Source organism: Paenibacillus tyrphae, from assembly GCF_027925525.1.
Classification (GTDB): Bacteria; Bacillota; Bacilli; order Paenibacillales; family NBRC-103111; genus Paenibacillus_G; species Paenibacillus_G tyrfis_B.
In genome coordinates this window covers 71,627-93,284 of record NZ_BSDJ01000024.1, presented here as the reverse complement: position 1 = coordinate 93,284, position 21,658 = coordinate 71,627, and the positions used below count along the sequence as shown (strand labels likewise).

Here is a 21,658-nt window from a genome sequence, read left to right as displayed (position 1 = left end):
ACATCCAGTTTTTACTAAAGGAGGAACAGCTTTTGAAAAGCTTAAAAATGTTAACGAAACCGTCCCGTACGGCTTGGCTCGGAGCGCTGGCGATAAGCGCCGTATGCCTGTCGGCTTCTGCGCCGGCCGTTTATGCGGGAAAGCCGGGCGTTTTCGTAGCGAACGATACTTACTTTACGCTGGAGAACGCATCGCTTGCCGCGGGCGGCGATTCGCCGCTGATGCAGTTCTCGCTGAAGCTTCATAACGGCGGCAACGGCGCGGTCGATTTCAACGGCTACGGCGTCCGGGTGGTGGATGCGGCAGGGAATCGCTATCCGGCGCGTCTAGGCAGCAAGCAAAGCGCCCGCGTCCAGCCGGGCAAGGAGCAGACGTTCGATTTTTACTCCCAGCTTGCGCCGGGCATCAAGGCCGAGGGGCTGAAGGTGGACCTGTACGCCTGGGACGGAAGCGGGGCGGATCAGACGCGCGACATCGGCGCGCTGCCCGTGACGGACTCGCTCCCCGGAGGGGTATCAACGGCTTCGCAGACCATTGTGCGACTCAAAGACGCAGACCCTGCAGCCAAGGAGGATGTATTCCTGACGTTCGTGCAGGGGGACGGCTTCCGCGTCGTAGAGAACGGCAAGCCGTATCTGTATATGAACCTGTATGTGACCGGCAGCGGCAAAACGGAAGTAACGCTTCCATCAGGCCTTCAATACCGGCTGCTGACGTCCGACGGACGCACGCTTGCCGCCGCCCTTTCCGGCTCCGACAATTCTTCGCTGCTGCCGAATGAAACCGTTCAGCGGACCGTCAAGGCAGAGCTTTCCGAACAGTCCGTCGGTCCGTTGACTTTACAGTTGGTGACGTCGGATGCGGGCGAGGATAAGGTGCTCGGCAGCCTGCCGCTTGGCGAGCTTCCGCCGGCGGTCAAGCTCGGCAGCGAGAAGCCGCTGGCCCGATACGGAACGGGCAGCGGACTGACGGTCGTCGCCGAGAAAGCGACGGCCATCCGTCAGGAAGACGGCGTGCTCATGCAATCCACCGTGACGGTGCGCAATGACAGCGACCGGATGATCGCGGTACCTGCGCTGACCGGAGCTTACCAGTTCGGCAAAGACGGCTCGGCAGCAGCTTCGGAAGCCCGTTCCTCGCGAGACGCTTATTTGGCGCCGAAAGCGGCGGTATCGTTCAGCTACACGGCGCTGCTCCCGTCCGGCGTCGAGCCGAATGCAGCGCAGCTTGTGGTCCGTGTGAAGGAGGATGCGGGAGGGACAAGCGCCGGCTCGGGCACGACAGCGTCCGCCAGCGGCGGGAACACGTCTGCAAGTGCGAATACGGCCAACAGCGGCGCCGCGGGAAGTGCCGCCAGCACGGGAACAAGCGCATCCGGCACAACGTCCGGTTCGTCCGCCGGCGGTTCCGCTTCGGGCTCGTCCTCTGCGGGGGGAAGCACGGGCGGTACTAATGCCGCAAGCGGCACGAGCGGACAGACGAAGACAGGGACGAGCGGAAGCGGCGCAACAAGCTCCTCGTCTGGCACGGCATCCGGCTCGAAGACGGACGGGCGGCCGGTTATGGTCGTCGGCCTCCAAGGCGCTGCGCAGCAGTACAACCCGACGATGGCGGCCAAAAGCTACGAGTACGGTACGCCGCTGCCCCTTGCGGCAAGCAGCCTGATCGACTCGAAGCTGGACATGTCGCTTGTCGAGCTGCATTTGCACGAAAATACCGATTACGGGTACAAAACGGCCATAGCCAAAGTGAAGTACACGAACCGCGGAAGCTCGGTCCTGACGCTTCCGGACATCGGCACGGAGCTGCTGAACTCGCAAGGGCTGGCTTTCCCTGGCGTCCGGCAGACGACGGCGGCTGCCACCATCATGCCCGGAACAAGCTATGTCGTCGCTTATTCGTTCATGGTGCCGGCGGACGAAAAAGGGGATAATATCGCCTTCCGGGTGACGGATCCGAAAGCGATCGCGCCGGCCAAGCTGGATCTCGGCACGTTCCGCGTCGCCGCGCAGCGGGAAGAGGAATACGGCAAAATCAGCTTCTATCCGTTCGATGTCAACATCGATGCGAACAATCTGGCGACGACCTACAGCACGTCGACCGGCTATTCGTATCATCTGAATTTGTCGCTAACGATCGAGCAGCGGGAGCCGGTCATCATCGACCAGAACTTTTCGAAGATGGAGTTCGAGCTTGTCGACGGGCTCGGCCGGGTGCTCGGCTCGCAATCCGCCGGCTTCACCGGCACGCAGAAACTGATTACCGGCACGCAGCGCATTTCGTTCACGAACGTCAAGACGGAGCAGATCGAATCGGGCGTGACAATCCGCGTATACGAAACGATCGATACGCCGAACGGACCGGCCAAACGGATGGTCAGAGAGTTCCAACCGTAAATGCCCCCTCTGTCAAACAGAGGGACAGCAAAAGAAGGCATCCCCGGCCGTGCTTGCCACAGCCGGAGGATGCCTTCTTTTTCAGCGGTCGAGTCCGCTTATGACCGGTTGATGAGAAAAATCACAAAAAAATAACTTGAATCGGAACAGCAAATCTGTTTTGATGAAAAAGTGACTACCAAATTTAACCTTCGCTTACAAAAAAGGAGTGTTTTCTCCTCGTGGCTGCAAGTCCGAATGGCACATCCGCTCCGCTGCGGAATGAAGAAGATATGAACTCCGCCGGATCGTCCCAGGCTCACAACGGATTTTTGCGGCTGCTGGAAATTGGCGCCGCTTCCGCAAAGCTGGGGCTGACCTCCTTCGGTGGACCGGTGGCGCATCTCGGTTATTTCCGGGACGAGTATGTCGTCAAGCGCAAGTGGCTGGACGAGCGGGGCTACGCCGATCTGGTCGCCTTGTGCCAGTTTTTGCCCGGGCCGGCCAGCAGTCAGGTCGGTATCGGACTCGGCATCATCCGCTCCGGCTTGCTTGGAGGGGTGGTCGCTTGGCTCGGCTTCACGCTCCCGTCCGCTCTCGCCATGGCACTGTTTGCGCTTGCGCTGCATGGGACGCCCGTCGCCCAGGCCGGGTGGCTGCACGGGCTGAAGCTTGTCGCCGTTGCCATCGTCGCGCAGGCGGTGCTCGGCATGGGCCGCAGTCTGGCGTCCGACCGGCCTCGCGCCACGCTGGCCGTTGGGGCGGCCGCGTTCGCCCTGCTGGCCCCCAGCGCCGTCACGCAAGTGGCCTTGATCGCCGCCGCCGGCCTGTTCGGGGCATGGCGGTTCCGCCGGGCGGCCGAAGCGCCGCCCGAGCCCGTTCGCGTACCGGTCGGCCGGACCGCGGGCGCGATCAGCCTCGCGCTGTTCGCCGTACTGCTTGTCGCGCTGCCGCTGCTTCGGCAGGCGGCGCCCGGCATGGGGCTCGCGCTGGCCGACAGCTTTTACCGCGCAGGCGCGCTCGTCTTCGGCGGCGGGCACGTCGTGCTGCCCATGCTGGAGCGGGAGGTCGTCCCTGCGGGCTGGGTGAGCCCGGAGACGTTTCTGGCCGGGTATGGCGCGGCGCAGGCGGTTCCGGGACCGCTCTTCACGTTCGCCGCTTATCTCGGTGCTGCGGCCGCAGGAGGCGCCGGAGCCGCGCTGGCGACAGCCGCCGTCTTTCTCCCTGGCTTCCTGCTCGTCGTCGGCGCGCTGCCGTTCTGGAACGCCTTGCGGACGCATGCGCGCATGCAAGGGGCGCTGACGGGCATTAACGCCGCCGTCGTCGGCCTGCTGCTCGCGGCCTTGTACGATCCGATCTGGACGTCCGCCGTGCGGACTCCTGCCGACTTCGCGGCGGCTGCCGTTCTGTTCGGCCTGCTCGTCTTCTGGAAGCTGCCGCCTTGGGCGATCGTCCTCACAAGCGCCTTTTTCGGATGGGTGCTATCCTTGGGATTGGTCTAAACCTGCACATCAGACATCATGGCTCGCGACCCGCCCGAGGTCCGGGCTATTTTTTTCTGCGGAACAGGCGAGCGGCTCCTTTGCCAAGCTCCGTAAGCAGGACCATGACCGACAGCGCGCCGAGCGCATACGGGACGACAAGTGGAATGGCGCGCAGATCGGTAATATGCACCCAACGCAAAAAAAGCGGGTACAACAGCATCAGCACAACCAGGATTGCAGTTTTCACGGGCATTCGCCTCCGGGGCTTACATAGATTTCGACAATGAAATAAATTTCGCTGCCGAAACGTCAAAACCTGCCGCACGGAACGGGTGGGAAATGATTCCATTGGCCGTTCCGATCCGGGCGCGAAAGCTTCATTTTGGAATTTGTTAAATTTAGCAGATGTTCAATTATGGATTGACGGATGACCACCCTCATACTATGATAACATTATCGCTTTAAAGCATGTACACGTTAAATCCAGGAGGTCCGAAATCATTGAAAACATCCGCTAAACTGTTATCCCTGCTGATCGCAGTACCGCTGCTGGTCGCAGGCTGCGGGACCAAAGCGCCGGCACCCGCCAATTCGTCCGGAGGTGGAGACGCTTCCAAGCCTCAGGACAAGAAAGTTGTCAAAATCGGCATCTCGCAAATTGTCGAACATCCGTCGCTAAACGCGACGCGCGAAGGCTTCCTGGCCGCACTTAAGGACGGCGGCTTTGTCGACAAAGTGACCATGGACGTAGATTACAAAAACGCGCAAGGCGACGCTACAACGAACCTGACCATCGCTCAGAAGTTCGCCGCCGACAAAAAAGATCTGGTATTCGCCATCGCCACGCCGTCGGCTCAAGCCGCCGTGCAGAACGTGAAAGATGCGCCGGTGCTGTTCGGAGGCGTGAGCGATCCGGTGTCCGCGAAGCTCGTTAAAAGCCTGGACAAGCCGGGCGGCAACGTAACCGGTGCCGCGGATACGCATCCGGACGCCATTCCGAAGCTGATCGACTTCATTGCTTCCGATTTCCCGAAGGTCAAGAAGATCGGGATCGTGGCGAACGAAGGCGAAGCGAATGTTGCGTTCATGGTGAAGACGGCGGAAGCGGCGTTTGCGAAGCATAACATTCAAGTCGTCAAAGCATCGGTTGCGAACAGCTCCGAAGTGAAGCAGGCCGCCGAATCGCTCGTGGGACGCGTCGACGCGATCTACATCACGCTCGACAATACGGTTGTAAGCGCCGTCGAATCGATCATCAAGCTCGCGAACGACAAGAAAATTCCGTTCTTCTCCAGCGACCGCGATTCGGTAGAAAAAGGAGCTCTCGCCACCTACGGCTTCAAATATTACGATCACGGCTACCAAGCGGGCAAAATGGCCGTCGAGATTCTCAAGAACGGCGCCAAGCCGGGCGATATGAAAGTCAGCTACCCGGACAAGCTTGACCTGATCATTAACCTTGATGCCGCCAAGCAGGAAGGCGTCGAAGTCACCGACTCTATGAAAAATAAAGTACAGGATAAGAAAAACCTGCTCAGCGGTTCGGCAAAATAACTTCGTAAGACCCAGGCAGAGTGACCTTCCGAACGGACTCAAGGTCACTTTTGCATTTCTTTGCAGGAGGATGGACATATGCAAGACGCGTTGACAGGTTCCTTGGAACTCGGCATGCTGTATGCCATTATGGCGCTCGGCGTGTATCTTACGTTTCGAATTTTGGATTTTCCCGATTTGACGGTGGACGGCAGCTTCACGACCGGCGGCGCGATTGCCGCGGTCTTGATCTCTTCCGGCGTATCTCCGGCGCTCGCCACACTGGCGGCCTTCGGAGGCGGTCTCGTGGCCGGAGCTTGTACCGGACTGTTGCACACCAAAGGCAAGGTGAATGCGCTGCTGTCCGGGATTTTGATGATGATCGCGCTGTATTCGATCAATCTGCGGATTATGGGGAAAGCAAACATTCCGCTGCTTGGAGAAGATACGCTGCTGACGGACGTTCCGCTGCTGTTGGTCATGCCGATCGTCGTGCTGGTTGTCAAATTTGCACTGGACTGGTTCCTGCATACGGACCTGGGCCTTGCGCTCAGAGCAACCGGAGATAACCCCCGGATGATTCGCAGCTTCGGTGTGAACACGGACAACACGATCATCGTCGGCGTCAGCTTGTCCAACGGGCTTGTGGCGCTCTCCGGCGCCTTGATCGCGCAGTATTCGGCCTTCGCCGAAATTACGATGGGGGTCGGGATGATCGTCATCGGGCTTGCTTCGGTCATTATCGGGGAAGCGCTGTTCGGCGCGAAGACGGTATTTCGTGCGACACTGGCCGTCGTGCTGGGCGCGATCGTTTACCGTCTGATCGTGGCGATGGCGCTTCGCGTCGGCTTGGAGCCGACGGACATGAAGCTGATGACCGCGCTCATCGTTATCGGCGCTTTGACGCTCCCGATGATCCGGGGCAAGCTGCGTCAAAAATCGGTCATCCGGCAACGGGCGGCCGATCTCGAAAATTCTCGTGCCCGGAACGTTTCAGCGGGAGGTGGTCGATAATGTTACGCGTCGAACATGTTTCCAAGCTGTTTAATCCGGGGACGCCGGACGAAAAGCTCGCCTTATCGCATATTAACCTCCAATTGAAGGAGGGTGATTTTGTCACGGTGATCGGCAGCAACGGCGCCGGCAAGTCCACGCTCATGAATATCATCTCGGGCGTGATGACGCCGGATCTCGGGAAGGTCGTCATTGGCGGAAACGAGGTCGAATCGATGCCCGAGTACCGCCGCAGCGCATGGATCGGCCGGGTGTTCCAAGATCCGATGGCCGGCACCGCGCCAACGATGACGATCGAGGAAAACCTGGCCATGGCGTACAAGCGCAGCGAGCGCAGAGGGCTCGCCATCGGCGTTACGGGGCGCAGGCGGACGATGTTCCGCGAGCAGCTCAGCCGGCTCGGCATCGGGCTGGAGAACCGGCTGAACGCCAAGGTCGGCCTGCTCTCCGGAGGAGAGCGGCAGGCGCTCAGCCTGCTGATGGCGACCTTCACCGAGCCGCGCATTTTGCTGCTCGACGAGCATACCGCAGCGCTCGACCCTTCGCGGGCGGAGCTGATTACGTCGCTGACCGAGCAGATCGTCGCCGAGCTTAAGCTGACGACGCTCATGGTCACGCACAATATGGATCAAGCGATCCGGCTCGGCAACCGGCTCATCATGATGGATAAAGGACGCATTATTTTGGATGTGCCGGAGCAGGAGAAGCGGGGGCTGACCATCGAAGGGCTGCTGCAGCAGTTCGAGCGGATCCGCGGCACCAAGCTTGCGGACGACCGTGTCGTGCTCGGTTAAGAGCAAAAGAAAAACGCCCAGCGCAACAGGCGAGGCGTTCCGTATAACCGATAGGATGGAAAAGCCATCGAACCGTGAAGGTTCGGTGGCTTTTTGCAATGCTAACTCTTGCGGCCTTTCAGCAGAAACAGGATGGCGAATTGGGGAAGCACCAATTGCCGTCTCCAGCGGGACGGCTGCCGCAGCAGGCGGTACAGCCATTCCAGATTCAGCTTTTGCCAGACGATCGGGGCGCGTTTGACTTTGCCTGCGATGACATCCAGGCTGCCGCCGACGCCCATCGCGAGCTTGACGGATAACCGGCTTTTGTACTTGAAGATCCATTTTTCCGCCCGCGGCGCGCCCATGGCGACGATGAGAAGGTCGGGCTTGACGCTTGCGATCTGCTCTACGAGCTGTGGTTCATCGTCAGCGGTAAAGAAGCCGTTATGCCGGCCGGCGACCTTGAGGCCCGGGTATTGATTCTTGATGATGTCGACGGCTTTCTTGCTCGTCTCTTCGTCGGCCCCCAAGAAGTAGAACGACCATCCGTGCTCGTGGCCGAGCGCCAAAAGCCGGAGAAGCATCTCGTAGCCGGTTACACGCTCGGGCACCGGCTCGCCCTTAAACCGCGAAGCCAGGACAATGCCGATGCCGTCGGGCGTAATCATGTCCGCCTGCTCGACAATGCGCCGCAGCTCGCTATCTTTTCTTGCATTCATCACAATTTCGGGGTTGGCCGTAATCAGGTGAAACAACTGCGGATCGTTCCGGTCCAGCCGGCGATGCAGCTCGTTTACGGTTTCGTCTAAAGATAGTTTGGAAAAGGGTACGCCTAAAATGGAAACGGTTTGCATCGGTATCTCCTCTACGTTCATTTCCTCCATCTTACCACAGAATTGCCGGGGAGGAGAACATCCCGCAAAGGACCGATGCGGCCGCTCCCGACGAATATGCCGGCTGCTAGCCCCTCCGGTTACTGCCGGATTAAGCCGTTCCGCGCCAAAAACTCACCGTTAAACGTAATGGGCACGCCCGCACCGTTACGCTCCGCATGAATATGAAGATGCGGCTCCGACGTATTTCCCGAATTGCCGACAAGGCCGATGGGTGTATTCACATCCACGGTATCTCCCACTTTTACCTTCACGCTGCCTTTTTGCATATGCGCGACGTACACTTTGGTATCCAGGCAGCCGATCGCGACATGATTGCCGGCGGGCGGCACGCCTTCCGGCAGCTTTTCCGACAGGGTGGGCGCTCTGTCCTCGAACCCGTCGACCGCTTCCAGCACTTTGCCGTTGCACGGGCTGTACAGCGTATCGCCGTAGATGGCATAGGCTTGCAGCTCGTTGGGGTAGATGCCGTTTGTTCTCCAGCCTCCGGCATTCAGTTTCACGACATCCAGCGCGTATTGCTGCGGCAAGTATTCGTGGTGGTAGTTGACGATCGTCCGGCTGCCGCCGTGCGCGACGTCATAAGTACCGCCGCGCAGCGGAAAGCGCAGATCGACCGCCTCTTCGGACGCTCGGTGTCCGGTCAGCGCGTAAGCGCCCAGAAAAACAAACAGCGCGGCGAAGACTGCGGACAGCGCAGGGCCTACCCATGAAACGAAAGAACGCGGCGGCCACAGCGGCACGTTCCGGTTATTTCTTACGGCGCGCACGACGGAATAAAGCCAGAACGCGATGAGGGCGTAGCGGAAATAATAGCCGACCCAATCCCACCTTCCGACGTTCAAAATGTAGATGCCATAGGAGGTGGCAATAAGGAACCATCCGAAGCACGCCAGCTTGCTCTGGCGTTTCCGCCCGAGCTCGATCATGAAATAGACGGGGAAAAACAAGCTTGTCAAAAATAACATCACAATGCTGAACCACATGCATATCCTCTCCTTTCGCTCAAGTATAACTAGCCGGATTTACTTCGGGTGAAACAGCAGCTTACCGGAGCCTTAATTTTTTGCCGTTAAGGTTCCGTTAAGAATCCGTTCCTCTGCGAGTAAACGCGGTGTGGTATGATAAGTGAAGCGATATGCCGGGGAGGAAGGATATGGAATGCAGGCGAACGAAGCAACCATTTTACTGGTCGACGACGAGCCGACCATTGTCCGTATGTTGAAGAAGGTGCTGGAAAAAGAAGGATTTGCTCATATCGATACGGCGGCGACGGGCGAAGAAGCGCTCGCGGCGTGCGACAGCAGGTCTTATGATTATATTGTGCTCGACGTAATGCTGCCTGGGCAAAGCGGGTTTGAGGTATGCCCGAAGCTCCGGCAGCGCACCGATGCGCCGATTCTGTTCCTGACAGCGCGCTCTTCCGATCTGGACAAGCTTAGCGGCTTCGCCTTGGGCGGAGACGATTATGTGACCAAGCCGTTCAATCCGCTTGAAGTGGCTGCCCGGATCAAAGCGAAGCTCAGAAGGATTGTCAAGTCCGCGGAAGGGCCCTCCACGCAGGGCGTCTACGATTTCGGGCGGTTTCGGCTGAATGAGCTTGCGGGAGAACTGACGGTTGAAGACAGGCGGATTCCATGCCCGGCTCAGGTGTTTCAGCTGCTCTTGTTTTTCTGCAAGCATCCGAACCGGATTTTCAACAAGCAGGAGCTGTACGAGCGGGTATGGGGCGACTCCGGCTTCAGTGACGATAACACCGTTATGGTCCATATTTACCGCATCCGGGAGCGCATCGAACGCAATCCTGCGGAGCCGGAATTGCTGGTAACGGTCCGGGGGCTTGGTTACAAGCTGGTAAGAGGCGGAAATGATGACGTTTAGGCGGGCCGATGGAGCGGCGAATGAGGAGCGGAATGTAGGGGAAGGTCCGGCTCCCGCCTCGGTCTCGTCACCTGTGTCGGACGGAGGCAAGCGGGTCATCCGGCGGCTTATCGGCCATTTCAGCCTGCGGCTGATCGTGACCGGCATTCTGCTCGTCGTGTTGGCAGTCTTGATCTTGTACTGGATGCAGCTAAAGCTGCTGGATCTTGATGCGGGCCGCAGCTTTGCGCAGGCCGGCATGCTGAAGCTGATCGACACGATGGAAGTGGATGAGACGGGAACGCCTCATTTTGACGAGGAGCTGCTGGACCTTGTGAGAAGCGAAGGTGGCTGGCTGCAAATGCTCGACAGTCAAGGGAGAGCAACCTATTCGGTGTATACGCCCGGGGACGTACCGACCGCTTATAAGCCGGGGGAATTTGAAGCTTACTGGAGAAAAAAGGAGCCGTTTCCGTATGATTTGGCCGTATGGATTCGGCAGCGAGGCGGCGTAACCTATACGCTGCTCTATGGCGTCATCCCGGAGGAGAAGCGTCTGCTGGAGATGATCGTGGAAAAGGCCGGCGCGCCGGGGCCAAGCTCGATGCTGCCTGCAGGCTTGGAGGACCGGCTCAAGGAGGCGGATGCCGCGTTGCAGCTGCTGGACCCGTCCGGGCGGCAGGTTGCTTTGTTCGGCAGCGCGGGGAACGTGTTGACGGAATACTCCCTTCAGGAGCTTGCACTCCGGTCGGTTTACGGCAACAGATACGATCTCAAGCAGGCCTCTCATTACGATTCCCGCACGCAGTATACCTGGGTTGTGACCATCCCGTTTCATGAGAAAGGGATTTTTGCGGGAGTTCTGAAAAACGAGATCAGCGTCGTGCTCGTTGCGTTTGCCGGCTTGCTGATGACGACGCTGCTCCTGTTCCTGTTGCTGTCGCTCTGGTACGCCAACCGGTTCGGTGGACCGGTGCTCCATATGATCGACTGGCTTCAGCAGCTCGGGCGCGGTCAGTTCCGCGAGCCGCACGGACTTCGGGGTCCCCGCAGCCTGGACCGCAAGGGCCGGCTGCAGCGCCGGTACCGTTTGTTCGCTGACGTGTTCCTTTCGCTAAGGCGGCTGACCGGCATTTTGAGCCGCAACGAGGAGATGCGGGTCAAGCTGGAGCAGACGAGAGAGGAATGGATCACCGGAGTATCCCACGATTTGAAAACGCCGCTCACGTCGATCAAAGGCTATTCGCATATGCTGGAAGCGCCGGATTACGGCTGGTCGACTGACGAAATCCGGGAATTTGCCGGCGTGATCCGCGAGAAGGCGCAATATATGGAGCTGCTGATCGACGATCTCAGCCTGACTTACCGCTTGCAGAACGAAGCGCTGCCGCTGGAGCTGCGGGAGACGGAGCTGAACGATCTGACGGACATCGTCATTCGCCGTTTTCGGACGAATCCGAGATTTTCGGGTGCGCATATCGTCTTTCGACCCGCCCCTAGTCCGCTTGTTACCCGTGTAGACGAACGATGGCTCAGCCGGGCGATCGTGAATCTGCTGGCGAACGCAGTCCTGCACAACCCCGAAGGAACGGACGTGGAAGTAAGCGTCGCGGAGGACGGAGAGGCCGAAAACTTCGCCCGCTTGGAGATCCGCGATAACGGCTGCGGGATGGATGAGGAGACGGTCGGCCGGCTGTTCGAACGGTATTACCGCGGTACGAATACCGAGGGAGGATCGGACGGAACGGGGCTCGGGATGGCGATTGCCCGGCAGATCGTTCTGGCCCACCACGGGAATATCCGGGTGGAGAGCGAGCTTGGCCGAGGGACGGTTGTGACGATATGGCTCAGGCAAGCTTCGCCACAGGTTGAGGCTGTGTAGCAGGATCAGGTATAATTTTCCTTAACGTGAGCAGGGGAGGAAGACAATATTGATGGACGAGACGTTGAGGATAGCCCGGGAGGTCGCCTGCGAAGCGGCCGCAGCCGCAGGAAAGCTGGCGAAGGAGCATTTTGACCGGGATAAAGAAGTGATGGCCAAAGGAAATCAAGGGGATTTGGTGACCGCGATCGATCATTTGGCCGAGAAGGAAATTTTGAACCGGCTGCGGGAGCGGTTCCCGGACCATCGGATTCGCAGCGAGGAGAGCGGCTGGTCCGGAGCGGAAAGCGATTGGCTGTGGCTGGTCGATCCGCTGGACGGGACGAATAACTACGCGATCGGGCTGCCGGTATATGGCGTATCGCTGACGCTCATTTACCGGGGAGAGCCGCGGCTGGGCGTCATCTACGATTCGCAGCTGGAAAATTTGTATGTCGCCGAGCAGGGAAAAGGAGCTTTGTGCAACGGGCTGCCGATTCGCGTCAAGACATCCGCAGCCGCCGGACGAATGACTTTGGGCTGGATTCAAGGGCATGACGTCGGCAAGGGCGGACAGGCTACGATGCTGAAGCACCATCTCGACGCGGGCAGCAAACGGGTCCTGTCGCTATGGGCGCCGACGCTGCTGTGGAGCATGCTCGCGCGCGGCGATTTGGACGGCATCGTGCTGTACAATTCCGAAGGCGAGGATTTGTACTCCGGCCTGCTGCTGGCAAAGGAAGCGGGGGCGGCGGTCGTCGACTTCGACGGCCGGCCGTTCGAAGGCATGAACCCCGAGCCGTATATCGTCGCCTGCCCTCCGGACCGTCTGGAAAGTCTGCTTTCCATGGTCCGGGCGGGACTCGTCGGGTAGGCGCAACGGGGGGGAGGAGAACCGGAGTGACTTATCCGATCCGGGTTCGCGCCTGCGCGCTGATCCTCCGGGACGACAGCGTGCTGCTGATCGAATTTACGGATGCAAACGGGACTCATTACAATCTGCCTGCCGGAGGCGTCGAAGCCGGGGAGTCGGTCATCGAAGCGGTGATCCGGGAAGCGCGGGAGGAAGCCGCTACTGACGTCGAGGTCGGACCGCTGGCCTTCGTGTACGAATACGCCCCGCATCGAAGCGACCACGTGTATGGCGCCACGCCCAGCGTCCACCTTATATTCGATTGCAAGCTGAAGGAAGGGTCCGTGCCCGCAATGCCCGCGTGCCCCGATCCGAATCAAACGGGCGTGCGGTGGATTCCGCTTTCCGAGCTGGACAAGATCGTATTGTACCCCAACCTAAGAAGGCAGATTGCCGATTATGCCGCGAGGCGGACCGGGACGCCGGTATTCTTCGAGGAGCATCAGCTCGACAAGTACCCGCTTCCATCTTCCTAAAACAGCAAAAACCTGACGATGCGCAGCCCCAAGCCGGGCCGGCCGTCAGGTTTTTCTTTTTCACCGCTTCGTTACAAAATGCTTGGCAGCACCTTGATTTCACGATCCAGCTTGGGCAGGAACGAATAATTCGGATTAAAGGTGAAAATCCGTTTCATCTGGCAGGACAGCATCACGACGGCCGTCATCGCTTCAGTAAGTGAGAAGCGGTAGTTCGGAAAATCGATAATGAGCCGCTTCGATTCCCGCTCCAACTCCGGCGTTCCCGGCACGATCGTCAGCACGCCCTGCTGGACCGCTTTTTCCATCGTGTTCAAGAAGAACTGCGCATCCGAATAATCAAAATGATTGCGCAGCCATTGGTGCGTTTCGAAAATTACATAGTTCGTCGTAGCCAAATGCCGGTCCATATCGTCCAGGTCGAAGAACAGCGACCGGGCCTTCAAATAGTACGGGTCCTCCGGATTCATAAACGCCATCAGGGCGGACTGTTCCAGAAAGACGGCTTGATGCAAGGCTGCGGAATCATGCACGATCATAGCTCTGCACCTCCTCGCCCGTATACCGTTCCTTCCGCTTCGTCAAGCCGTCGAGCTGCAGCAGCGGATTTTTTTCCTTCTGCTCCAGCGTCGCTTGAAATGCCATCTCGTGGGACCGCACGGCAAAATATTGGTCGATCATATAGTGAACCACGGCGCTGACGGTCGTCTGTTCGGTTTCGGCCATTCGTCTGCACTTATCGTAAACCTCGGGCTCCAGCTCGATGGCGGCGGTCTCGACGGCTTCTCCCTCCGTCGAAATGAGCTGGGATGCGGCGGATTTCCACTTCCTCAGCTGGCTCTGCATGAAATCCTTGGAACTGCTCATGGGCGTCACCTTCCACAACACAATTTATATGGGCTTGAATGCGCAAGCCGACTTCCTTATACTGTTCGACAAAAATCGCCGTTTTTGGGGGATTTTCGCCTTTATCTGAACGTGTTCATGCTTTGAACATAGTTATTTAACCGTTTGGTCCGATTTTGAACACAATTTGCTCAAATTTTTCGTGTAACGTTAAGGAGTACGGCCCCTTTTTCGGCTAATCCCCCCGCAAAATAGGGGGGGCGGGAGAATGCTATAGTATCTTCACCGGCAAAAGGAGCATTGTCTGCATGAATTCTTGGAAAGTACTGGTCGCCGACGATGACCCGAACGTCAGGGAGATCATTCGGCTTTATTTTGAAAAGCAGCACATCAGCATGATTGAGGCGCAGGATGGCGAGGAGGCGCTTGAGCTTGTCGAGAAAGAAGCGCCGGACATCGTCATTCTCGACGTCATGATGCCGAAGATGGACGGCTTCGAAGCATGCCGCCAAATTTTAAAGAGATTCGATATTCCCGTCATCATGCTGACGGCGAAGCGGGAAGAATTCGACCGGGTGCTCGGGCTTGAGCTCGGCGCCGACGATTACGTCACGAAGCCGTTCAGTCCGCGGGAACTGGTAGCGCGGATCAAGGCGATCTTCCGCCGGATGCAGCGCCGCAAATTGCCGGGAGAACCAGATGAACCGGTTGCCATCACGTTTGAGGGGTTATCCATCAACACGGAGCGCCGCGAGGTGCTGGCCGGGGAGGAGCGAATCGTTCTTCGCCCGAAGGAGTTCGATCTGCTGACGCATCTGGCCCGGTCGCCGGGGACGGTGTATACGCGGGAACAGCTGCTGGAGCAGGTGTGGGGCTACGAGTTTATCGGGGATATCCGGACGGTCGACGTGCACGTGAAAAAATTAAGGGAGAAGCTGCTCCCGTACCGCAGCGACTGTATTCATACGGTGTGGGGCGTAGGGTATAAATTCGAGGTTCAGGAATAATGCTCGGTATCGGCAGAAGCATTTTCCGCCGGCTGCTGTTCGGCCATATGTTCACCATGCTGCTGGGCCTGTGCGTCGTCGGGTTTCTGCTTTCGCTGCTGACCAAGGGCTACATCGTCGATTCGCAAAAGGAAGAGCTGCTGCGCAAGGCGAAGCGGGTCAACCTGGCGATTCAAACCGTCGCCGTCCCGGACGATCGCGTCAAGGAGCAGCTCTTGTTCTTCGATCAGACGTTTGACGCGCGCATTTGGCTGTTCGACCGGAGCGGCAAAATCGCTGCCACCTCCAGCAAGGACGAGGTGTACGTCGGCAAATCCGTCGACTCTGCCGTCGTGCGTAAAGTCTTGAACGGCGAAGAGGCGCTGCTGAACGAGCCGCGGTTCGAGGGGCTCAAGGAGTCGATGCTGTCCGTCGTCGTCCCATGGGGCAAGGACAATGAGGTATACGGAGGAATCGTCCTGCACGCCTCGGTGGCCGGAATGAACGAAACGATCACGTTAATGCGGGAAACAATCCTGTGGGTCACGCTCGTGGGCGTGCTGCTGTCGGCGGCGACGGCGTCGTATTTGTCGTGGTCCATCTCCCGGCCGCTGCGGAGGATCGATAAGCTGGCGCTGCGTATCGGGCATGGAGATTACGGCGAGCGGATCGAGATTTATTCGAACGACGAGATCGGAGAGCTGGCCGCCACCATCAATCAAATGGCGGACAAGTTGCAGCGTACGGACGAAGACAAGCGCAAGCAGGAGCAAATCCGCCAGGACTTCCTGGCGAACGTATCCCACGAGCTGCGAACGCCGCTGACGGCTATGCAAGGGTTTCTGGAGGCGCTGCAGGACGATCTGATCGACGATGCGGCCAAGCCGAAATATTACGACATCATTTACAAAGAAACGCTTCATATGAATCGTTTGGTGGATGACATCGCCGATCTGATCAAGCTGGAAAACGACGAGATTGCCTTGTCCCGCAGCCCGGTGGACGTGCGGCAGTTATTTGCGCACATCGCCGCCATGTTCGGGCCGGAGGCTGCCGAGCGCAACACGACGATCGAAATGCAGACGGAAGAGGGACTGCCGGACGCGTATGCGGACCGGGACCGCTTCGAGCAAATTATGAAAAATTTAGTGAAGAATGCCGTGAAATTTACGGAAAACGGCAAAATCTTGCTGAGCGCCCGCGCGGAAAGCGAATTGCTTGTCATTCGCGTGGCGGATACCGGCATCGGCATTTCTCCCGACGATCAGGAGATGATCTGGGAGCGCTTTTTCAAGGTGGACCGCGGCCGGAGCAAGAAAAGCAGCGGTACCGGGCTCGGACTGGCTATTGTCCGGGAGCTGGTCGAGTTGCACGGCGGGACGATTACCGTCCGCAGCGAAGTCGGCCAAGGAACCGTATTCGAGTTCCGGCTGCCGGCGGCTCAGAACGCAATACACGAAGGAGGAAGACAACATGTTAAAGCGATTTGATACGCTGTACGGCATTGATTTGGGAACTTCGAATACGGTGATTTACCAGCACGGGAAAGGCATCGTTCTACGGGAACCGTCCGTGGTGGCGATCCGGCAGGATTCGGGCGAGATGGTGGCGGCCGGTACGGAAGCGCAGGCCATGATCGGCCGGACCCCGGGCAATATCGACATCATTTATCCGCTGATGGACGGGGTGATTGCCAACTTTGACATTACGAGCGCGATGCTTCAGCATTTTATTAAAAAAATTCAAGGGCGGGCCCCTTGGTTCCGCAGCTCGCAAGTATACATATCGGTGCCGTGCGGCATTACGAACGTGCAGAAGCGCGCCGTCGAAGAGACGATGGTGCATAAAGGCGCCAAGAAGGCGGTAGCCGTGGAAGAGCCGCTTGCCGCGGCGCTTGGGGCCGGACTTCCGGTCGACCAGCCGATCGGCAGCTTGGTGCTTGATATCGGCGGGGGGGCGAGTCAAGTGGCCGTGCTGTCGCTTGGCGGCATCGTGGTCAGCCATACGGTGCGGCGCGCAGGGATGTCGCTTGATCAGGATATCATCGAATACGTCAAAAAGACGTACAATCTGGCCATCGGCGAACGGACCGCGGAGGAGATCAAGAAGCAGATCGGGTCGGTCGTCGAGCGGCAGAAGGACAAGGCCATCGATATTAAAGGGCGGGATTTGATCGACGGTCTGCCCCGGTCGCTTCGCTTGACCTCCGGGGAAATTTTCGAATTGATGGACGATTTTCTGGCGACCATTCTGGACGCGATCCGGGTGACGCTGGAGCACTGTCCGCCGGAGCTTGCCGGAGATGTGGTGGAGCGGGGCATCCTCCTGTGTGGAGGCGGCTCGCTGCTTCACGGGCTGGTCGAGCGGATTCAGGCGGAGACCAGCGTCCCCGTCCATCTGGCGGCGGAGCCGCAGGATTGCACGGCGCTGGGAGCGGGGATGATGATCGACTTCAAGCGGGAGGGCTGGAGCCGCGGGAATGCGATCGCCGGGCGGAACGCCGGCGTACAGGCGGAAGAGGAGCCTCTGCGGCAGGACGCCTAGAAGACGGCCCAGGCTCAGAAGCTGCTGAAGAGCCCGGAAATAAGCCGTTGACCGTTCATGGAATTGCCGCTAAGCTATGAAAAAAGCTTGGGCACATAGGGAGGCGGTTGTCATGGCGGTAAAGCGGCTGGGCTGCTTGCATGCGCATCATTCGAATATCCGGTATTTGGAGGAAGGCCTGGATCGCGAGGCGTTCTCCTGTCTGCACTTTGTCGATCCTGGCGCGATCCATTGGCTGACCCGGGCAGCATCCGAAGCGGAGACGCGGCAGGTGCAAGTGAAGCTGCGCGGCCAACTGGAATGGATCGCCGGCTGCGGGGTGGACGCCATCGTCATCACATGCACGAATTATATCGCCGCACTGTCGCCCTTGGAGCAAACGCTCGAAGCGACGGGCGGCATTCCGGTCATCGCGATCGACGAACCGTGGTTTGACGAGCTGCTGAAACTTGGGGACGAGGCGGTCGTCGCCTTCACGAACCCGGCCACTGTAGAAGGGACGATGGAGCGGCTGCATGCCCATGCCAAGCTGCAGGGCAGAGCGTTCAAGGCGCAGACGGCGGTGTCCGACCCGGGCTGCTTCGAGCTGCTGCTGCAAGGACGGGATGCGGCGTATGCGGAGCAGGCTGAAGCGTTCCTGCTGGGCTTGGTAGAGAGGGCATCTGCCCCGGTCGCGGCGGCGCAATTGTCGATGACGGACGCGGCCGCACGGGTCGAAGCTTCGTCCGGCGCCCGGGTGCTGTCTCCGATGCAGGCGCTTCGCAGCAGGTTGGAGGGGCTGCGGTAACGCGATCCGGTCTTGTCATAGTTATGTAATAAATCCATGGTACATTTTTCTCGCAACACTACATACGACAACAAGTTGTGGGAGGAAATGACTATGAAGATGAACAAGCTCGTATCGGTTGGCCTTGCCTGCGCCATGCTGCTCGGCGGGGCGGTATCCGCAAGCGCTGCACCGGCTGCCGCGCAGAAGCCAAGCCAGACTGCCGTGAAAGAAGCCAAGGCTCAGCATAAGCAAGCCAAGGCGTCGCAGCAGGCCGAGCAGCTCGCGCAGCTGCAGGCAAAAGCGGCAAGTCTCGGGATCGCGACCGACGGCAAGACAGCGAAAGAGCTGAAAGCGTCCATTCAGGAAAAGCGCAAGGCGCTCGCCGAGCAGAAGCGCGCCGAAGCGCTGGCCAAGCGGAAAGCCGAAGCGGAGAAGCTGGGTATTTCCACCCAAGGCAAAACCGCCCAAGAGCTCGCCAAGGAGATTCAAGCGAAGAAGCAGGAGCAGAAGGCAAGCAAGCAGGCGAAGAAGCAAGAGCACAAAGCGAGCAAGCAAACGAAGAAGAGCAGCTAGTCACAAGTTACTCTCGTCCAAGCCCGCAAAGGTCTGCCCGTACCCCATCGCAAGATGGACGCGGCGCAGACCTTTTTACTATCGCATGGTCGGCACGGGCTACTCCTTGTTTGACACCGGCCCCCTCGTTCAGGCATGATGATAGAAACAAGCCGAGGAAAGGAGCCGCGACCATCGTGAAACGGGTATTGCAAGGAGGCGTCCGCTTTTACCGCAAATGGATCTCGCCGCTGAAACCGCCGACCTGCCGGTTCTACCCGACCTGCTCCGCCTACGCGCTGGAAGCGCTGGAGAAGCACGGTGCGGCTCGCGGCTCGTGGCTTACGGTGAAACGGATCTGCAAGTGCCATCCGTTCCATCCTGGGGGAGTGGATCATGTCCCTTGACACGGACGGTTCATTTTCGATATATTTGGCTTAATAATCCCATGAACGGATGAGTACTTTGCCGGAAGCCGCACAGAGAGCCGGAGACGCTGAGAACCGGTCGGCCGATGCGAAGGAAGATGGTCCGGGAGGATATGAAGGCGAGCCATGCTCGCGGTCGAAGCCGGCCGCAGGCGGTAAGCTTTCATCGTAGCTCCGGCGTTAACGGATGGTCAGCGATTGACCGTAAAGCCTCGAACGGCGCTTTGGTTCGCCATGCGTCCGAACGGGGGAAGTTGGGTGGTACCGCGTGAGTTCGAAGCTCTCGTCCCATAGGGATGAGAGCTTTTTTGCATTTTCAATTTACTAGGAGGTCATTGGAACATGTCTGAAACCAAGAAAAGCTTTTACATCACGACACCGATTTATTACCCGAGCGACAAGCTGCACATCGGCCACGCGTATTCGACGGTGGCGGGCGACGTCATGGCGCGGTACAAGCGGCTGCGCGGGTACAATGTCATGTACTTGACAGGCACCGACGAGCACGGGCAGAAGATCGAGCGCAAAGCGCAGGAGACGGGCAAGACGCCGCAGCAGTTCGTGGACGATATCGTCGCCGGAATCAAGGACCTGTGGAAAAAGCTCGACATCTCGTACGACGATTTCATCCGTACGACCGACGCGCGCCACAAGCAGGCCGTTGAGAAAATTTTCACGAAGCTGATCGAGCAGGACGATATTTACCTCGGCCATTACGAAGGCTGGTACTGTACGCCGTGCGAGTCGTTTTTCCTCGAAAACAAGCTGGTCGACGGCAAATGTCCGGACTGCGGACGCCCGGTAGAGTGGGTGAAGGAAGAAAGCTACTTTTTCCGGCTCAGCAAATATGCCGACCGGCTGATCGAGCATTACGAGAAGCACCCGGAGTTCATTCACCCGGAATCCCGCCGCAACGAGATGATCAACAACTTCATCAAGCCCGGTCTGGAGGATCTGGCCGTCTCCCGGACGACGTTCGACTGGGGCATCCGCGTGCCGGGCAATTCGAAGCACGTAATCTACGTCTGGATCGACGCGCTCTCGAACTATATTACCGCGCTTGGCTACGGCAGCGAGGATGACAGCCGCTACCAGACGTACTGGCCGGCGGATGTGCACCTGATGAGCAAGGAGATCGTGCGCTTCCATACGATCATCTGGCCGGCGATGCTGATGGCGCTTGGTCTGCCGCTGCCGAAGAAGGTCATCGGCCACGGCTGGCTGCTGATGAAGGACGGCAAAATGTCCAAATCCAAAGGCAACGTCGTGGACCCGGTCACCTTGATCGACCGCTACGGCCTTGACGCGCTTCGCTATTACTTGATGCGGGAAGTGCCGTTCGGCTCTGACGGCACGTTTACGCCGGAAAGCTTCGTAGAGCGGATCAACTTCGATCTGGCGAACGACCTCGGCAATCTGCTCAGCCGGACCGTGGCGATGATCGACAAATATTTCGGCGGCGAGGTGCAGCCGTACGTTGCCGGAGCGACCGAATTCGACGCTGCCGTATTGGAGACGGCCGAAGCGACAGTTGCCAAAGTCGAGGAAGCGATGGAGAAAATGGAGTTTTCCGTAGCGCTCTCCGCGATCTGGCAGCTTGTTAGCCGCACGAACAAATACATCGACGAGACACAGCCATGGAATCTTGCTAAAGACGAGACGAAGCGGGAGACGCTCGGGTCCGTGCTGTACGTGCTGGCTGAATCGCTGCGCATTTCGTCCGTGCTGCTGCAGCCGTTCATGACCGAGACGCCGCGCCGCATGTGGCAGCAGCTTGGCATCGAAGCCGGTTCGCTCACCGTATGGGACACGGTACATGCTTTCGGCACGCTGCCTGCCGGCACACGCGTGGCGAAGGGCGAAGCGATGTTTCCGCGTCTCGAGGCGGACAAGGAGATCGCGTTCATCGCGGAATCGATGAGCGGCGGTACGGCGCCTGCGGCGGAGTCCGCGTCTGAAGAGCCGAAGGCTGAGGACGCGAAAGCGGAGACGGCCGCCGTGCCAGCGCCGGAGGCTTCGCCTGAGATCTCGATCGACGATTTCTTCAAGGTCGACCTGCGGGTGGCTGAGGTCATCGCCGCGGAGCCGGTGAAGAACGCCGACAAGCTGCTGAAGCTGCAGCTCGATCTCGGCTACGAGCAGCGGCAGGTTGTCTCCGGTATCGCCAAATACTACACGCCGGAGCAAATGGTCGGCCGCAAAGTCATCTGCGTCACGAACCTGAAGCCGGTCAAGCTGCGCGGCGAATTGTCGCAGGGCATGATTTTGGCCGCATCGCAAGGAGACCGGTTGACTCTCGCGACAGTTTCCGATTCAATTCCGAACGGATCTGTGGTAAAATAAGGGTT

General features: G+C 58.8%; 21 protein-coding genes. 16 read left to right on the top strand and 5 right to left on the bottom strand.

The features are described from left to right. Positions 1-32: 32 nt before the first annotated feature. Both QMG93_RS24630 and chrA read left to right on the top strand, forming a co-directional pair. Complete coding sequence (locus tag QMG93_RS24630) at positions 33-2,396, top strand: hypothetical protein (protein ID WP_281941185.1); 2,364 nt, start codon at positions 33-35, stop codon at positions 2,394-2,396. A 272-nt stretch (positions 2,397-2,668) separates the two neighbouring features. Next, the gene (chrA, locus tag QMG93_RS24625) at positions 2,669-3,877 is read left to right on the top strand and encodes a chromate efflux transporter (RefSeq protein WP_281941228.1); all 1,209 of its coding nucleotides are present in this window, start codon (positions 2,669-2,671) and stop codon (positions 3,875-3,877) included. Positions 3,878-3,923: 46 nt separating this feature from the next. Here the strand turns inward: chrA and QMG93_RS24620 are convergent, their stop codons facing one another. Continuing rightward, positions 3,924-4,112: a hypothetical protein gene (locus QMG93_RS24620; RefSeq protein ID WP_281941183.1), complete on the bottom strand. Its 189-nt coding sequence runs from the start codon at positions 4,110-4,112 to the stop codon at positions 3,924-3,926. 248 nt (positions 4,113-4,360) lie between these two features. Between QMG93_RS24620 and QMG93_RS24615 the strand changes: the two genes are divergently transcribed. From QMG93_RS24615 to QMG93_RS24605, 3 genes are all read left to right on the top strand, one after another. Continuing rightward, positions 4,361-5,413 (top strand): ABC transporter substrate-binding protein, encoded by a 1,053-nt coding sequence (locus QMG93_RS24615; RefSeq protein ID WP_413789330.1) that lies wholly within the window; start codon positions 4,361-4,363, stop codon positions 5,411-5,413. Between the two features lie 78 nt (positions 5,414-5,491). Beyond that, the gene (locus tag QMG93_RS24610; RefSeq protein ID WP_281941179.1) at positions 5,492-6,406 is read left to right on the top strand and encodes an ABC transporter permease; all 915 of its coding nucleotides are present in this window, start codon (positions 5,492-5,494) and stop codon (positions 6,404-6,406) included. Next, entirely contained in the window at positions 6,406-7,200 is a 795-nt protein-coding gene (locus QMG93_RS24605; RefSeq protein ID WP_010497563.1) for an ABC transporter ATP-binding protein, read from the top strand. Before QMG93_RS24610 ends, QMG93_RS24605 begins: the two co-directional genes overlap by 1 nt. A 101-nt stretch (positions 7,201-7,301) precedes the next feature. Here QMG93_RS24605 and QMG93_RS24600 read toward each other — a convergent pair whose 3' ends face one another. Further along, positions 7,302-8,036, bottom strand: coding sequence for a WecB/TagA/CpsF family glycosyltransferase (locus tag QMG93_RS24600; RefSeq protein ID WP_281941176.1), 735 nt, complete (start codon positions 8,034-8,036; stop codon positions 7,302-7,304). Between the two features lie 119 nt (positions 8,037-8,155). Then, entirely contained in the window at positions 8,156-9,061 is a 906-nt protein-coding gene (locus tag QMG93_RS24595) for a M23 family metallopeptidase (RefSeq protein ID WP_281941174.1), read from the bottom strand. A 175-nt stretch (positions 9,062-9,236) separates the two neighbouring features. Here QMG93_RS24595 and QMG93_RS24590 point away from each other — a divergent pair, with 175 nt between their 5' ends. From QMG93_RS24590 to QMG93_RS24575, 4 genes are read left to right on the top strand one after another with little or no spacing between them, the layout of a single operon-like run. Next, positions 9,237-9,956, top strand: a complete 720-nt coding sequence (locus tag QMG93_RS24590; RefSeq protein ID WP_281941172.1) for a response regulator transcription factor — start codon at positions 9,237-9,239, stop codon at positions 9,954-9,956. Then, a complete protein-coding gene (locus QMG93_RS24585) occupies positions 9,943-11,817 on the top strand; it encodes a sensor histidine kinase (RefSeq protein WP_281941171.1) in 1,875 nt (624 codons plus the stop codon). The genes QMG93_RS24590 and QMG93_RS24585 overlap by 14 nt, the downstream gene beginning before the upstream one ends. A gap of 52 nt (positions 11,818-11,869) precedes the next feature. Further along, positions 11,870-12,670: an inositol monophosphatase family protein gene (locus QMG93_RS24580; protein WP_281941169.1), complete on the top strand. Its 801-nt coding sequence runs from the start codon at positions 11,870-11,872 to the stop codon at positions 12,668-12,670. A gap of 26 nt (positions 12,671-12,696) precedes the next feature. Further along, positions 12,697-13,185 (top strand): NUDIX domain-containing protein, encoded by a 489-nt coding sequence (locus QMG93_RS24575; protein WP_281941167.1) that lies wholly within the window; start codon positions 12,697-12,699, stop codon positions 13,183-13,185. Between the two features lie 71 nt (positions 13,186-13,256). Here QMG93_RS24575 and QMG93_RS24570 read toward each other — a convergent pair whose 3' ends face one another. After that, positions 13,257-13,724 (bottom strand): type II toxin-antitoxin system VapC family toxin, encoded by a 468-nt coding sequence (locus tag QMG93_RS24570; RefSeq protein ID WP_281941165.1) that lies wholly within the window; start codon positions 13,722-13,724, stop codon positions 13,257-13,259. Then, positions 13,711-14,052 carry a hypothetical protein gene (locus QMG93_RS24565; RefSeq protein ID WP_281941164.1) on the bottom strand — a complete coding sequence of 114 codons (342 nt, stop codon included), beginning with the start codon at positions 14,050-14,052 and terminating at the stop codon, positions 13,711-13,713. Before QMG93_RS24565 ends, QMG93_RS24570 begins: the two co-directional genes overlap by 14 nt. Positions 14,053-14,339: 287 nt before the next feature. Here QMG93_RS24565 and QMG93_RS24560 point away from each other — a divergent pair, with 287 nt between their 5' ends. The 7 genes from QMG93_RS24560 (at position 14,340) to metG (ending at position 21,653) form a co-directional block, all read left to right on the top strand. After that, complete coding sequence (locus tag QMG93_RS24560; RefSeq protein ID WP_216793782.1) at positions 14,340-15,038, top strand: response regulator transcription factor; 699 nt, start codon at positions 14,340-14,342, stop codon at positions 15,036-15,038. Next, on the top strand, positions 15,038-16,507 hold the full coding sequence (locus tag QMG93_RS24555; RefSeq protein WP_281941162.1) for an ATP-binding protein: 1,470 nt from the start codon (positions 15,038-15,040) through the stop codon (positions 16,505-16,507). The genes QMG93_RS24560 and QMG93_RS24555 overlap by 1 nt, the downstream gene beginning before the upstream one ends. Continuing rightward, positions 16,491-17,561, top strand: a complete 1,071-nt coding sequence (locus QMG93_RS24550; protein ID WP_281941160.1) for a rod shape-determining protein — start codon at positions 16,491-16,493, stop codon at positions 17,559-17,561. The genes QMG93_RS24555 and QMG93_RS24550 overlap by 17 nt, the downstream gene beginning before the upstream one ends. Before the next feature lie 112 nt (positions 17,562-17,673). After that, positions 17,674-18,348 (top strand): hypothetical protein, encoded by a 675-nt coding sequence (locus QMG93_RS24545; RefSeq protein WP_281941158.1) that lies wholly within the window; start codon positions 17,674-17,676, stop codon positions 18,346-18,348. A 93-nt stretch (positions 18,349-18,441) separates the two neighbouring features. Beyond that, entirely contained in the window at positions 18,442-18,903 is a 462-nt protein-coding gene (locus tag QMG93_RS24540; RefSeq protein WP_281941156.1) for a hypothetical protein, read from the top strand. A gap of 176 nt (positions 18,904-19,079) precedes the next feature. Beyond that, positions 19,080-19,289 (top strand): membrane protein insertion efficiency factor YidD, encoded by a 210-nt coding sequence (gene yidD, locus QMG93_RS24535; protein ID WP_025847146.1) that lies wholly within the window; start codon positions 19,080-19,082, stop codon positions 19,287-19,289. A 363-nt stretch (positions 19,290-19,652) separates the two neighbouring features. Beyond that, positions 19,653-21,653, top strand: a complete 2,001-nt coding sequence (gene metG / locus QMG93_RS24530; protein ID WP_281941155.1) for a methionine--tRNA ligase — start codon at positions 19,653-19,655, stop codon at positions 21,651-21,653. The last annotated feature ends 5 nt before the right edge of the window (positions 21,654-21,658 follow it).

Excerpts from the sequence above, each read along its gene's own strand:
- QMG93_RS24560 (WP_216793782.1), top strand. The coding sequence starts at position 14,340 with ATGAATTCTTGGAAAGTACTGGTCGCCGACGATGACCCGAACGTCAGG.
- QMG93_RS24570 (WP_281941165.1), bottom strand. The coding sequence starts at position 13,724 with ATGATCGTGCATGATTCCGCAGCCTTGCATCAAGCCGTCTTTCTGGAA.
- QMG93_RS24540 (WP_281941156.1), top strand. The coding sequence starts at position 18,442 with ATGAAGATGAACAAGCTCGTATCGGTTGGCCTTGCCTGCGCCATGCTG.
- QMG93_RS24595 (WP_281941174.1), bottom strand. The coding sequence starts at position 9,061 with ATGTGGTTCAGCATTGTGATGTTATTTTTGACAAGCTTGTTTTTCCCC.
- QMG93_RS24580 (WP_281941169.1), top strand. The coding sequence starts at position 11,870 with ATGGACGAGACGTTGAGGATAGCCCGGGAGGTCGCCTGCGAAGCGGCC.
- QMG93_RS24605 (WP_010497563.1), top strand. The coding sequence starts at position 6,406 with ATGTTACGCGTCGAACATGTTTCCAAGCTGTTTAATCCGGGGACGCCG.
- QMG93_RS24620 (WP_281941183.1), bottom strand. The coding sequence starts at position 4,112 with ATGCCCGTGAAAACTGCAATCCTGGTTGTGCTGATGCTGTTGTACCCG.
- QMG93_RS24610 (WP_281941179.1), top strand. The coding sequence starts at position 5,492 with ATGCAAGACGCGTTGACAGGTTCCTTGGAACTCGGCATGCTGTATGCC.
- chrA (WP_281941228.1), top strand. The coding sequence starts at position 2,669 with ATGAACTCCGCCGGATCGTCCCAGGCTCACAACGGATTTTTGCGGCTG.
- QMG93_RS24600 (WP_281941176.1), bottom strand. The coding sequence starts at position 8,036 with ATGCAAACCGTTTCCATTTTAGGCGTACCCTTTTCCAAACTATCTTTA.
- QMG93_RS24545 (WP_281941158.1), top strand. The coding sequence starts at position 17,674 with ATGGCGGTAAAGCGGCTGGGCTGCTTGCATGCGCATCATTCGAATATC.
- QMG93_RS24555 (WP_281941162.1), top strand. The coding sequence starts at position 15,038 with ATGCTCGGTATCGGCAGAAGCATTTTCCGCCGGCTGCTGTTCGGCCAT.
- QMG93_RS24565 (WP_281941164.1), bottom strand. The coding sequence starts at position 14,052 with ATGAGCAGTTCCAAGGATTTCATGCAGAGCCAGCTGAGGAAGTGGAAA.
- QMG93_RS24585 (WP_281941171.1), top strand. The coding sequence starts at position 9,943 with ATGATGACGTTTAGGCGGGCCGATGGAGCGGCGAATGAGGAGCGGAAT.
- metG (WP_281941155.1), top strand. The coding sequence starts at position 19,653 with ATGTCTGAAACCAAGAAAAGCTTTTACATCACGACACCGATTTATTAC.
- QMG93_RS24550 (WP_281941160.1), top strand. The coding sequence starts at position 16,491 with ATGTTAAAGCGATTTGATACGCTGTACGGCATTGATTTGGGAACTTCG.
- QMG93_RS24590 (WP_281941172.1), top strand. The coding sequence starts at position 9,237 with ATGCAGGCGAACGAAGCAACCATTTTACTGGTCGACGACGAGCCGACC.